Origin of the sequence: Sphingobacterium endophyticum, assembly GCF_009733535.1 — a bacterium.
Taxonomy (GTDB): domain Bacteria; phylum Bacteroidota; class Bacteroidia; order Sphingobacteriales; family Sphingobacteriaceae; genus Sphingobacterium; species Sphingobacterium endophyticum.
Map to the genome: position 1 here is coordinate 436,429 of NZ_ML771899.1, position 13,102 is coordinate 449,530.

General features: G+C 36.5%; 11 protein-coding genes. 10 read left to right on the forward strand and 1 reads right to left on the reverse strand.

Features of this window, described 5'->3' with window-relative positions; translation table 11 throughout:
- Nucleotides 1-15: 15 nt before the first annotated feature.
- Nucleotides 16-177, reverse strand: a complete 162-nt coding sequence (locus tag E0Y80_RS20575) for a hypothetical protein (RefSeq protein WP_197091449.1) — start codon at nucleotides 175-177, stop codon at nucleotides 16-18.
- 368 nt (nucleotides 178-545) lie between these two features.
- On the opposite strand from E0Y80_RS20575, the gene E0Y80_RS01975 reads away from it, so the two are divergent.
- Genes E0Y80_RS01975 through E0Y80_RS02015 form a run of 10 tightly spaced genes read left to right on the forward strand, consistent with a single transcriptional unit; the run spans nucleotide 546 to nucleotide 13,082 of the window.
- Complete coding sequence (locus E0Y80_RS01975) at nucleotides 546-2,192, forward strand: ribulokinase (RefSeq protein ID WP_156305726.1); 1,647 nt, start codon at nucleotides 546-548, stop codon at nucleotides 2,190-2,192.
- Nucleotides 2,185-2,877, forward strand: a complete 693-nt coding sequence (locus E0Y80_RS01980) for an L-ribulose-5-phosphate 4-epimerase (protein ID WP_156305727.1) — start codon at nucleotides 2,185-2,187, stop codon at nucleotides 2,875-2,877. The genes E0Y80_RS01975 and E0Y80_RS01980 overlap by 8 nt, the downstream gene beginning before the upstream one ends.
- Before the next feature lie 33 nt (nucleotides 2,878-2,910).
- A complete protein-coding gene (gene araA, locus E0Y80_RS01985; protein ID WP_156305728.1) occupies nucleotides 2,911-4,407 on the forward strand; it encodes an L-arabinose isomerase in 1,497 nt (498 codons plus the stop codon).
- 28 nt (nucleotides 4,408-4,435) lie between these two features.
- Entirely contained in the window at nucleotides 4,436-6,133 is a 1,698-nt protein-coding gene (locus E0Y80_RS01990) for a sodium:solute symporter family transporter (protein WP_156305729.1), read from the forward strand.
- Between the two features lie 24 nt (nucleotides 6,134-6,157).
- On the forward strand, nucleotides 6,158-8,110 hold the full coding sequence (locus E0Y80_RS01995; protein WP_156305730.1) for a glycoside hydrolase family 97 protein: 1,953 nt from the start codon (nucleotides 6,158-6,160) through the stop codon (nucleotides 8,108-8,110).
- Nucleotides 8,098-8,364, forward strand: coding sequence for a DUF3823 domain-containing protein (locus tag E0Y80_RS02000; RefSeq protein ID WP_262885845.1), 267 nt, complete (start codon nucleotides 8,098-8,100; stop codon nucleotides 8,362-8,364). The genes E0Y80_RS01995 and E0Y80_RS02000 overlap by 13 nt, the downstream gene beginning before the upstream one ends.
- Before the next feature lie 6 nt (nucleotides 8,365-8,370).
- Nucleotides 8,371-8,583, forward strand: coding sequence for a DUF3823 domain-containing protein (locus E0Y80_RS02005; protein ID WP_156305732.1), 213 nt, complete (start codon nucleotides 8,371-8,373; stop codon nucleotides 8,581-8,583).
- Nucleotides 8,584-8,617: 34 nt separating this feature from the next.
- Complete coding sequence (locus E0Y80_RS02010) at nucleotides 8,618-10,549, forward strand: glycoside hydrolase family 43 protein (protein ID WP_156305733.1); 1,932 nt, start codon at nucleotides 8,618-8,620, stop codon at nucleotides 10,547-10,549.
- Between the two features lie 12 nt (nucleotides 10,550-10,561).
- On the forward strand, nucleotides 10,562-11,236 hold the full coding sequence (locus E0Y80_RS20580) for a sugar-binding domain-containing protein (RefSeq protein ID WP_197091451.1): 675 nt from the start codon (nucleotides 10,562-10,564) through the stop codon (nucleotides 11,234-11,236).
- Nucleotides 11,211-13,082, forward strand: a complete 1,872-nt coding sequence (locus E0Y80_RS02015) for a glycoside hydrolase family 2 TIM barrel-domain containing protein (RefSeq protein WP_197091452.1) — start codon at nucleotides 11,211-11,213, stop codon at nucleotides 13,080-13,082. The genes E0Y80_RS20580 and E0Y80_RS02015 overlap by 26 nt, the downstream gene beginning before the upstream one ends.
- Nucleotides 13,083-13,102: the final 20 nt, after the last annotated feature.

Here is a 13,102-nt window from a genome sequence, read left to right on the forward strand (position 1 = left end):
GTAAGGTATAAAATCTTACCAATCAATATTTCTATTATCGTCAGCTTCTTGAGTCCATTCATCCTGAATATAATTGCCGTTGTCATATGGATAAACTTTTGCCGAGCCTGCTGCAATTCCTTCTTCAGTATATATTAGAGTCACCTCAACTCTAGGTTGTAAATATCTCTTTTTCATTTTTATTTCTTTTAATAGTAGTGTGTGTGATTATCACTAAACAAATAGTTTGTGGTAACTATTTTAATAGTCTGCAAATGTAATGCTAGAATTTTCGAATGCCTTAAATTATTGCCACTAATAAATTAATTGTAGTGTAATTTCTACACTATGTAGTGCATGTAAATCGAATAGGATTATTCTACAGCAAAAGGAGTCGTTTTAAGGGGGTTAAATTGCTGGATGAAAAAAAATAAATAAATAAATGTTAAAATGACATTAATTAAAAATTTTAATTATATTGCATTGTGAAATGATTGATTTTCACTGGCTAGCCGACAATGCTAATCAAAAATAAACTTAGAAATATTACGAATTCTTGTATTAAAATGAAAGAAAACTATGTCATAGGGGTAGATTTTGGGACTGATTCTGTTCGTTCTGTTTTGGTAAATGCCGACAATGGGAAAGAAATTAGTTCCAGTGTTTTTTATTACCCAAGGTGGAAGAAGGGTCTATACAACGATGCATCGATTAATCAGTTTAGACAACATCCCCAAGACTATATAGATGGGATTACACATACTATAAATGAATGTCTGGCGGATATTTCAGAGAATGATAGGAAAAATGTAGTTGCTATTTCTGTGGATACGACGGGATCCACTCCAATTGCAGTCAACAAAGAGGGGGTTGCGCTATCTTTACTGCCCGAATTTTCAGAAAATCCAAATGCGATGTTTATCCTTTGGAAGGATCATACTTCAGTAGGAGAGGCCAAGGAAATCAATGCACATGCAGAGAAGTTTGATACAAATTATCTCAAATATGTAGGTGGTGTATATTCATCAGAATGGTTTTGGTCGAAAATCCTTCATATATCTAGAATAGATGAAAAAGTTCGAGACGCAGCATACACTTGGGTTGAACATTGTGATTGGATTCCTTTTGTATTAACAGGAGGTCAATCTGCAGATTCTTTAAAGCGAGGTGTCTGTGCCGCTGGACATAAAGGCCTATGGGCAGAAGAATTTAAAGGGTATCCCCCGGAGGAATTTTTTGTGACATTGGATCCGATTTTAAAAGGGCAGGTGGAGAAATTAGGTATCGATACACATAGTTCTTCACATTCCGTTGGTAATCTCTCAGCAGAATGGGCGGAACAATTAGGTCTTTCAACACAAGTAAAAGTTGGAGCTGGCGCTTTTGATTGTCATATGGGTGCAGTAGGTGGTGAGATAGAACCTTATTATCTAAGTAAAGTAATGGGGACATCCACCTGTGACATATTAGTGGTTCCGGGAGAGCTAAGTATTACTGTAGAAGGTATTTGTGGACAGGTCAATGGTTCAGTAATTCCAGGAATGACAGGATTAGAAGCGGGACAATCTGCATTTGGGGACGCATATGCTTGGTTTAAAAACTTGTTGACTTGGCCATTAAAGCAGCTATTTGGGGAGGATGATGAGCAGGTCAAATTAGCTGAGGATAAATTAATTCCATTACTAAGTGAAAAAGCATCACCTGTTAAGCCGAAAGCTTCACATCCATTGGCAATAGACTGGTTAAATGGAAGGAGAACTCCATATGCCAATCAGAATCTAAAAGCAGCATTTTTTGATTTAAATTTATCTACAGATGTAATCTTATTATATCGTTCTGTTGTTGAATCAACATGTTTCGGAGCTAAAAAAATTGTAGAATGTTTTGTGGATCAAAACATCCCTGTAAAAGGAATCATTGCTTTAGGAGGAGTAGCGAAGAAATCGCCATTTGTCATGCAGATGATGTCAGATATTTTGAATATGCCTATAAGGGTTCATCGTTCTGAGCAAACCTGTGCATTAGGGGCAGCGATGTTTGCCGCAGTTGTAGGAGGAGTATATACTGATGTTGAAACGGCAATGAAAGCCATGGGTCAAGGTTTTGATATAGAATATAAACCTAATGCTGAAAATGTAGGAATCTATGCTCAACGATATGCTAAGTATAATGAGCTTTCAGAATTATTAGAGAAAAATATATACCATGTATAGTAAAATTAAGCAAGCAGCATTTGATGCGAATATGGAATTGCCTAAACTAGGGTTGGTTCTATTTACATTTGGAAATGTAAGTGTTGTGGATAGAGATCTCAAGGTCTTTGCTATCAAACCAAGTGGAGTACCCTACGAGGATTTGAAGCCGGAGGATATGGTCATTGTTGATTTTGATGCAAATGTTATTGAAGGAGAATTAAGACCTTCATCGGACACCAAGACCCATGCTGTATTATACAAGGAGTGGGAGGAAATTGGTGCAATTGTTCATACCCATTCAGCCTATGGCACAGCCTGGGCACAAAGCAATCGTGACATTCCGATTTATGGGACTACCCATGCGGATCATTTGACAAAAGATATTCCTTGTGCACCACCGATGGAAGATGAGATGATCAAAGGAAACTATGAATATCAGACCGGATATCAAATCATTAATTATTATAAGGAAGCTAAATTAGATTATAAGGAAGTAGAAATGATGCTGGTTGGAAATCATGCTCCTTTTTGTTGGGGTAAGGACGGGAAAAAGGCTGTTTATAATGCTGCAGTTTTGGAATATGTGGCTAAAATGGCTTTTTTGACTGAGCAAATCAATCCTGAAGTGAATCGTATGAAAGATTCCTTAATCAATAAACATTATGAGCGTAAACATGGTAAAAACGCATATTACGGACAATAACAATTCAATAAACCCTAAAAATATCCCTATAAAATGTCAACATTAAAAAATCTAGAAGTTTGGTTTATCACTGGAAGCCAAGATCTATATGGTGAAGAAACATTGAGACAAGCGGCCAAGCATTCAGAAGAGATTTCAGCCTATTATAATTCGCACTCAAGTATCCCTGTTCAAGTAATTTTTAAGCCAATTGTAAGGAATTCGAATGAGATTTTTGAAACAATTTCTGCTGCGAATGCGAAAGAGGAATGTATAGGTATTATCACGTGGATGCATACATTTTCCCCTGCGAAAATGTGGATTAGAGGCCTACAGGCTTTACAAAAGCCGTTACTTCACTTACATACTCAGTTCAATCGTGATATTCCTTGGGATTCCATTGATATGGATTTTATGAACTTGAATCAGAGTGCCCACGGAGATCGTGAATTTGGTTTCATCGTATCCCGGATGCGGATAGGACGTAAGGTAGTCACAGGATATTGGCAAGACGAGGAGGTCGTTGAGCAAATTAATATTTGGTGTCGGGCTGCTGCGGCATGGCATGATTGGCAAGGCGCAAAATTTGTTCGATTTGGAGATAATATGCGCTATGTAGCAGTAACCGAAGGGGATAAAGTTGAAGCAGAGATTAAATTTGGATTCTCTGTCAATACACATGGTATCGGAGATTTAGTTGCCGAAATTAATTCTGTTTCTGAAAATGATGTTAATAAATTACTTAAGGAATACGAAGATCTATATATTCTGACAGATGATGTAAAGGAAGGTGGGCAGAATAGGCAGCAGGTTTATGATGCAGCCAAGATAGAGTTAGGATTGAGATCTTTCTTAGAGAAAGGGAATTATAAGGGATTCACAGATACATTTGAAGATTTACATGGAATGGTTCAATTGCCAGGCTTGGCGGTTCAACGTTTGATGGCGGATGGGTATGGTTTCGCCGGAGAAGGAGATTGGAAAACTCCTGCGATAGTAAGAGCATGTAAAGTGATGGCAACAGGTTACGAAGGGGCAAATGCTTTTATGGAGGACTATACTTACCACTTTGATCCAAAGAATGAAATGGTATTAGGATCGCACATGCTTGAAGTGGACGCATCATTGGCGGCAGATAAACCTAGGTTAGAAGTACATCCATTGGGAATTGGAGGGAAATCTGATCCTGCACGTTTGGTCTTTAATTCAAAGGGGGGAAAGGCGTTGAACGCATCTTTGGTCGATATGGGAGATCGTTTTAGATTAGTGGTCAATACGGTAAAAGGTGTTGAAGTTAGTGAAGACCTTCCTAAATTGCCAGTAGCAAGAGTTTTGTGGCAACCTGAGCCTGATATGAAAACAGCTTGTACAGCTTGGATATATGCTGGGGGAGCGCATCATACTGTATATAGTCAAAATTTGACTTCCGAATATTTAGCAGATTTTTCAAGGATTGCGGGACTGGAAATGATATTAATTGATGAAACGACCAATTTGAAAGATTTTGAGAATAACCTAAAATGGAGTGAAGCATTTTTTAAGTTGCAATAGTAGATATAACCAAATAAACCTATAAATCATGGAAAAATTTGCAACAATAGACTACGTCATTTTTTTAATATATTTTGTAGTAGTCGCTGGTTATGGTTATTGGATTTATAAAAGACAAAAATCATCAACAGAAAGCAGTAAGGATTATTTTTTAGCAGAAGGTTCATTAACCTGGTGGGCAATTGGGGCAAGTTTAATTGCTTCCAACATTTCAGCGGAGCAATTTATTGGAATGAGCGGAAATGGTTTTACCGTAGGTATTGCTGTAGCTGCTTATGAGTGGATTGCTGCCATAGCATTAATCATCGTAGCAGTTTGGTTTATACCAGTCTATCTGAAGAATAAAATCTTTACGATGCCACAATTTTTGAAGCAACGATATAATGAAACTACCGCTCTTATTATGGCTGTTTTTTGGTTGTTTCTATATGTATTCGTCAATTTAACATCGATCTTATTTTTGGGTGCCCTGGCCATTAGCAATCTAGGAGGTGGTGAGAATTTCCATCTTATTATGCTAGCATTAGCAGTATTTGCGGTGGTTATTACCCTTGGAGGGATGAAGGTTATTGGTTTTACAGATGTTATTCAAGTGGTAGTATTGATTGTAGGAGGATTGGCCACAACCTATGTAGCGCTGACGCTAGTATCGGAACATTTTGGACTTGGAAAAGATGCAATCGCAGGATTTAAGCAGTTAATGGTTGACTCTCCAAAACATTTTAACCTGATTGTCGATAAACCAACGGCAGAGAGTTCTCAAGAAGATATCAACAAATATTTAATGCTACCGGGAATTGGAATGTATTTAGCAGGTATATGGATAGTGAACTTGAACTATTGGGGCTGTAATCAATATATTACCCAACGCGCATTGGGGGCTGATTTAAAAACGGCGAGGACGGGAATCTTATTTGCTGGATTTTTGAAATTGTTGATGCCAATAATTGTTATGTTACCAGGTATTGCAGCATATGTTCTTTATAAAAATGGTGCATTGCAGGAAGAAATGGCTCCAGGAGGCAATTTTAATCCTGATAATGCTTATTCAGCAATTTTAGGGTTTCTACCCAATGGGATGAAGGGCTTGTCATTAGCAGCTCTTACTGCAGCCATTGTGGCATCATTAGCAGGAAAGGCTAATAGTATTGCGACAATTTTTACGATGGATATTTACAACAAGTATATCGACAAAAATGCCTCAGAAAAGAAATTAATTAGAATTGGGAAAATAACAATTATCATTTCTATCATCGTTTCCTTATTATTTACCTGGGATGATCTTTTGGGAATTGGAGGAGCAGGAGGATTTACATTTATTCAAAAATATACTGGTTTTATTTCACCAGGAGTTTTTGCGATGTTTTTGTTAGGGATGTTCTGGAAGAGAACCACCGGTTCAGCAGCAATAGCTGGTTTAATTACGGGTTTCGTGCTTTCGGTTGTGTTTAATAATTATGCACCAGAATGGTTTGGACATGAAACATTTCTTTATACAGCCTATCCAAATGCCCAGGGGAACTATGAAATTCCTTTCCAGATATGTATGGGTCTTGCTTTTCTATTTACGATGATCGTGATGGTGGGAATTAGTTTGTTCGGGCCAAAAGTAAATCCAAAAGGATTAGAACTGGATCGCAAAATGTTCAAATTGGAACCTTCAGTTACAGTAATGATTGTTGTAACCTTGCTTTTGGTTGGGGCATTGTACGTTAAGTTTTGGTAAATCCTTGTTAAATAAATTATAATTATGTTATCATTATTTTCAAATAAGAAGTTGTGGACGTCCCTAAGTTTATATCTCTTGATCCATACTGTAAATGCAGTTCAACCAAAGATGCAAATTGAAAGTCCGGATGGAAAGATTAGAGTTGAAATTCATTTGAATGAAAAAGGTGAGCCTCTATATGCTGTGAAATTTGAAAATAAGATAGCATTGGAAAATTCAAAATTGGGTTTAAACCTTGCCGATGAATCATTTTCATCGGGTTTGTCTTTTGATAAAAGATCCAATTTAAATACAATTAAAAAAAGCTACGAAAGTTTAAATGCCAAGCGTAGAATTAATAACTACCTAGCCAATGAGCAGGTGATAAGTTTTAAAAATCAACAAAATAATCAGTTAAATATTCAATTCCAAGTTTCGAATGATGGGGTTGCGTTCCGATATGAAATTCCGAGTGTACATAATTCAAAGAGATTATTAAGTTCAGAGCAGAGTTCATTTAAGTTTCCTGAAACTGCGATTGCATGGTTACAACCGATGGCCATTGCAAAATCAGGATGGGAGCAAACAAATCCGTCATATGAGGAGCATTATTACCAAGCTATTAAAGTAGGGACATTGGAACCTACTCAAACAGGTTGGGTATATCCTGCACTTTTTAAGGTTGGTGATACCTATGTGTTAATTTCAGAATCTGGATTAGAATCTAATCATGCAGCTAGTAGGTTATCGGCAGAATCTGAAAAAGGTGAGTATAAAATTGATTATGCAGGAATAAAAGAAACCATTTTTAATAAAGAGTTAGAAACTGTTATTGAAGGTGATTTTCACAGTCCTTGGCGAGTAATTGCTGTTGGTAATTTGGGAACTATCGTAGAATCAACATTGGGTTTAGATCTTCTAGATGAGTCAATTCAAATAGATCAAGGTTTCATTAAGCCGGGTAAGTCATCATGGAGTTGGATTAATAGCAAAGATGATTACATCATATTTGATGAGCAGAAAAAATACATTGATTTTGCAGCGGATATGAATTGGCAATATTGTCTAATCGATGTTAATTGGGACAGAAATATAGGCTATTCGCGCATTCAAGAGTTATCAGATTATGCTAAAGGGAAGAATGTTGGATTGATCTTATGGTATAATTCAGCTGGTTACTGGAATACTGTTAAATATACGCCAAAGAATAAACTATTAACCTCAGAATTGCGAAGAAAGGAATTTGAAAAACTTCAAAAAATGGGAATAAAAGGAGTTAAGATTGATTTTTTTGGTGGAGATGGACAGTCTGTGATTGCCTATTATCATGAGATTCTTCGGGACGCTGCTGACTATAAATTGATGGTCAATTTTCATGGTGCAACTTTGCCTCGAGGATGGTCAAAAATGTATCCACATCTAATGACAGTGGAAGCTGTAAGAGGTTTTGAGACTGTAACCTTTACACAAGAAGATGCAGATAGGCAGGCAGAAATTTGTGCAACATTGCCTTTTACCAGAAATGTATTTGACCCAATGGATTATACTCCAATGAATCTACATAAAGTCAATACAAATGTTGTGAGGAAAACAACATCAGCTTTTGAGTTAGCTACTTCGATTTTGTTTTTATCAGGTATTCAGCATTTTGCGGAGTCTCCAGAAGGTATGCTGCATGTCCCCGGCTTTATTAAGCAATTATTGCGTGACCTTCCAACTCATTGGGATGATGTGAAATTTATTCAGGGATATCCTGGTAAGGAAGTTGTTATTGCCAGAAAATCAGGAAATAAATGGTATGTAGCTGGGATTAATGGGGAGAATAAGGAAAAACAGATTAGCATTGATCTATCTGAATTAGCAAAAAATAAAAAAGTAAAACTTATTACAGATGCTGATAAGCCAGGAGAATTCAGTACTCAGGAATTGAATATCATGGGAAAGACAAACATATCAATGAAGCCTAATGGTGGATTTGTCATATTAATGGACTAAGCGGAAAACAATCTAAATTCGCTGCAAGCTTATTTGATGGTGAATATAAATTGGTGAGAAAAGGAGACTCTCCATGGTTGCCTCAATTTCAAGATACCATTTTGATAAAAGTAAATGGAAATACAAAAATAGACACCCCCGTTACGCCATACTTTGCATTAAAGAATGTTGCATTCAATAGAAATGGGAATAAAGTAACTGCAACTTTTACAGTGAATAAAGTCGTTGAAAATGCTAATTTAGATAATGTCTGACTTTATATGAGTGGAAGAATGCTTTTGGACCAGGAGGACAATCAATTTAGTAGAGATCTAAATGTTGATGATATAAAACTTGGAACAGCTTATACATCTACGGTTGATATTCCAGAGAATCTTGCCAATTTAGAAGGAGTTTTTGTGCGAATTGGAGTCAAATCAAATTCTTCAGGTGAATATTTATATTCACAGGTTCAAAAACTTGGAACGAATTAAAATGAAAACCTAATAAAGAGTTAATCCGAATAAAATGCAATTAAACCGAATTTATTATTTTCTAACACTTATTATTTTTAGTCTATCAGGCAGTAGCAGCTTGGCTCAGTCATATAAGTCAGGACCAGCGGAAAAAGATTTTGTAGCTTATTTATTTACTTATTTTAAAGGAAATGTTGTGCAAGATGAGGCTGTATGTTATGCAATAAGTACAGATGGATATAATTTCAAAGCTTTAAATAATAATCATCCAATTTTGAGTTCTGACAAGATTAGCTCCACAGGTGGAGTTCGTGATCCCCATATATTAAGGGGAGAAAACGGGAAGTTCTATATGGTTTTAACTGATATGACCTCTTCGAAAGGATGGGATTCCAATAGAGCAATGGTTCTTTTAAAATCGGATGATTTAATCAATTGGACACATTCAGTTATTAATATTCAAAAAAGATTTCAGGGTAATGAAGAATTGAAAAGAGTTTGGGCACCACAGACGATTTTTGATTCTTCTGTTGGGAAATATATGGTTTACTGGTCAATGCAACATGGGAATGGTCCTGATATAATTTATTACGCCTATGCGAATTCTGATTTTACTGATTTCGAAGGTGAACCAAAAGTTTTGTTTAACCCTAAGAATGGAAAGTCATGTATTGATGGTGATATTGTCAATAAGAATGGCCTATACTATATGTTCTATAAAACAGAAGGACATGGGAATGGGATTAAATTAGCAATAACTGATTCTCTTACTTCGGGAAAGTGGATTGAACAACCGGGATATAAGCAACAGACAAGAGATGCAGTTGAGGGTTCAAGTGTTTTTAAACTGAATCATTCGGACAAATACATTTTAATGTATGATGTTTATGGTAAAGGGAAATATCAATTTTGTGAGTCTATTGATTTGGATAAATTTAAGGTCATTGATCATAACATCACTATGGATTTCCACCCAAGGCACGGGACAATCATTCCGATTTCAAGGGATGAATTGATTGGTCTAACCTCAAAATGGGGATTGCCTGCCGGAATAGAAATTCCTAAAGCAGTAAATCCTGTACTCAAAGGCTTTTACGCGGATCCTGATGTGCTATATTCAAACAAAACTAAGAAATACTATCTCTATCCTACGAGTGATGGTTTTGATGGTTGGGGAGGTTACTATTTCAAGACCTTTTCATCCGACAACCTAAAGGATTGGAAAGATGAAGGTGTCATATTAGATTTAAAAAAGGATGTTTCGTGGGCAGATCGAAATGCTTGGGCTCCTACGATTACCGAGATAAAAGTAAAAGGCCAATACAAATATTATTACTATTTCACGGCAGCACAAAAAATCGGTGTTGCTGTATCGGATAATCCTACAGGACCATTTAAGGATTCAGGTAAACCATTAATTGATTTTAAACCGGAAGGCATTAGAGGCGGTCAGGAAATTGATCCGGCGGTATTCAACGATCCAAAATCTGGCAAAAGTTATTTGTACTGGGGAAATGGATATTTAGCGGTTGCGGAATTAAATAAGGATATGATTTCTATTAAAAAAGAAACCATGAAAGTAATTACCCCATCTGATGGCACTTTTAGGGAGGGGATTTATGTTATTTACAGAAACGGGATTTACTATTTTCTATGGTCTGAAGACGATACTCGGAGTGAAAATTATAGAGTAAGATACGGTACATCAAGATCAGCGTATGGACCTATTGAGATCAAGGCAGATAATTTGATACTTTCGAAAGATTCGAGCCAAGGTATTTACGGCACAGGACATAATTCTGTATTACAGATACCTGGCAAAGACGAATGGTATATAGTATATCATCGATTTAATTACCCAAATGGTATTAATATGGGGGATGCCGCAGGTTTTAATAGAGAAGTCTGTATCGATAGGATGTATTTTGATTCAGATGGTAATATACTTCCGGTAAAGCCAACTCATCAAGGTATAAATGATTAATAACTGTAAAAAATGAACGAATTGAAACCTATATTATTTATTTTTTTAGTTAGTTCTCTAGCTTATTTTCTACCTACATCAGTATTTGCTCAACCAGGGTTTGGAAAAGCTGAAAAAATCAATTTAGGTTGGTCTTTTAAATTGCAGGAGGACAAAATTCTAGATGCGAACAGTAAGAGAGATAGGTCATGGAAAGAGATTCGTTTGCCATATGATTGGACCATCAAAGAACCCCTTAGTCCAACATTGGCAAGTGCAACAGGATATCTTCCGGGAGGAATTGGATGGTACCAGAAAGAGATAGAAATACCAGCTGAAAAAGAAGGTGAGCAGGTGTTTTTGTATTTTGAAGGGGTTTATAATAGAAGTGAGGTGTTTGTCAACGGTAAATCTGTAGGGAAACGACCAAACGGTTATGTTTCATTTTCTTATGATATCAGTCCTTATTTAAATTATGGGGGCAATAATCTAATAAGTGTCAAAGTAGATCATAGTAAGGATGCAGATTCTAGATGGTATACAGGATCAGGTATATATCGTGATGTTTGGTTAGTCTATGCCAACAAGATCCGATTGGATCAGTGGGGCGTTTATGCCTACCCGGAACTAAATAAAGGGAAATCAGGATTAAACATACAGGTAGAAATGCTGAATCAATCAAATGCTGAATCAATCAAATGCTGTTGAAGAAATAGAAGTTGAAACGGAATTGTTTGATCCATCAGGCAAATCAATAAATAAAAAATTAACAAAAACGAAGATAAATGCATCAGGGAAAAATGCAATTGAACTTGTGTTAAAAGTAAACGATCCAGCGCTTTGGAGTATAAATTCACCAAATCTTTATGTGCTTAAAACTAAACTTATATCGGAAGGTAAAATATTGGATCAATCAGAAATAAAGACAGGTTTTCGGAAGTTTACTTTTGATCCAGACAAGGGATTTGCATTGAATGGACAGTGGATGAAGGTGAAGGGAGTTTGTATCCACCATGATGCCGGGGTATTGGGTTCTGAATTGTATCCAACTGTTTGGAGAAGAAGATTGATGAAATTAAAGGAAATTGGTGTAAATGCTATCAGGACGAGCCACAATCCACAAGGTAGTTCTTTTTATGATCTTTGTGACGAATTGGGGTTTTTAGTAATCAATGAGGCTTATGATGAATGGGAGTTTCCAAAACGAAAATGGTTGGATGGATGGAATGAAGGCGTTCCTGGTTTTCAGGGTTCAACTGATTTCTTTGAAGAATGGGGCGAGAAAGATTTAGAGGATATGGTTAAAAGAGATCGAAATCATATGTCCATTTTTGCATGGAGTATAGGGAATGAGGTTGATTATCCAAATGATCCCTATTCGCATCCGATTCTTGACGGTAAAAAGGACGGCGGTTTTACACAGGCAATCTATGGAGGATTTAAGCAGGATGCACCTGATGCAAATCGATTGGGTGCAATATCGAAGAAACTTGCTACTGTTGTTCGTAAGTTCGATCCTAGTAGACCAGTTACGGCTGGATTGGCGGGTGTAGCAATGTCCAATGAAACTGAATATCCAGAAGCATTAGACATTGCTGGATATAACTATACAGAAAGTAAATATCAAGAAGACCATATTAAATACCCCAAACGTGTGATCTATGGTAGTGAAAACAGGCATGACCTTGAAGCATGGAAAGCTGTAACTGAAAATGAGCATATATTTGGACAATTTCTATGGACGGGAATAGATTATTTAGGTGAATCAAGAAAATGGCCAACTAGAGGTTTTTACTCTGGATTAATGGATTTTGCAGGATTTATCAAGCCGAGAGGCTATTTTCGTCAATCCTTATGGTCTCAAAAGCCAATGGCCTATTTGGGAACTTATCCAATTAAAGACGAAAATCCTGTTGATGATAAATGGATTCAACAAAAAAACAAATTTTCGCCTGATCCATCAGGTGCACCCTGGATGGACGCCTGGCCTAATTGGAATTATGAGAATGGGCAATTAATACGAGTTGTAGGGTATAGTAACTCTCCTAAAGCGTTCCTTAAACTTAATGGGGAACAGATTGGCGATATTAAAAACTATGATTCAAAAACAGGGATCTACATGTGGGATATTCCTTTTAAAGCTGGTAAGCTTGAAATAATTGGATTAGATGTGAATGGGGACAAAGTGTCTCAGGATGAGATTACAACAAGCGGACCGGCTAAAAGTATTAATATTACAGGCCCAAGTGTAATTGAAATTAATAAAGAAGATGGAATTGCTCAAATTGAATTACAACTTTTAGATCAAGAGGGTAATGCTGTTTTTCTATCTGAAAGTGAGATTTCATGCCAAATTATAGGCGATGTTCGTCTGTTAGGAATGGAGGCTGGGAATAATACGGATATGTCAGATTATACAGATAATAAACAACGTGTTTTTCATGGGAAAATGATTGTTTATTTACAGGCTAACCCGAATTTCAAAGACACTGCATTTGTTAAATTCTCTTCCCCTTGGATAGAATCAGCTGAAGTTGAAATTAAATTCAAATAAAAATGGTCTTTCCACGGAAA

Excerpts from the sequence above, each read along its gene's own strand:
- E0Y80_RS20575 (WP_197091449.1), bottom strand. The coding sequence starts at position 177 with ATGAAAAAGAGATATTTACAACCTAGAGTTGAGGTGACTCTAATATAT.
- E0Y80_RS01975 (WP_156305726.1), top strand. The coding sequence starts at position 546 with ATGAAAGAAAACTATGTCATAGGGGTAGATTTTGGGACTGATTCTGTT.
- E0Y80_RS01980 (WP_156305727.1), top strand. The coding sequence starts at position 2,185 with ATGTATAGTAAAATTAAGCAAGCAGCATTTGATGCGAATATGGAATTG.
- araA (WP_156305728.1), top strand. The coding sequence starts at position 2,911 with ATGTCAACATTAAAAAATCTAGAAGTTTGGTTTATCACTGGAAGCCAA.
- E0Y80_RS01990 (WP_156305729.1), top strand. The coding sequence starts at position 4,436 with ATGGAAAAATTTGCAACAATAGACTACGTCATTTTTTTAATATATTTT.
- E0Y80_RS01995 (WP_156305730.1), top strand. The coding sequence starts at position 6,158 with ATGTTATCATTATTTTCAAATAAGAAGTTGTGGACGTCCCTAAGTTTA.
- E0Y80_RS02005 (WP_156305732.1), top strand. The coding sequence starts at position 8,371 with ATGAGTGGAAGAATGCTTTTGGACCAGGAGGACAATCAATTTAGTAGA.
- E0Y80_RS02010 (WP_156305733.1), top strand. The coding sequence starts at position 8,618 with ATGCAATTAAACCGAATTTATTATTTTCTAACACTTATTATTTTTAGT.
- E0Y80_RS20580 (WP_197091451.1), top strand. The coding sequence starts at position 10,562 with ATGAACGAATTGAAACCTATATTATTTATTTTTTTAGTTAGTTCTCTA.
- E0Y80_RS02015 (WP_197091452.1), top strand. The coding sequence starts at position 11,211 with ATGCTGAATCAATCAAATGCTGTTGAAGAAATAGAAGTTGAAACGGAA.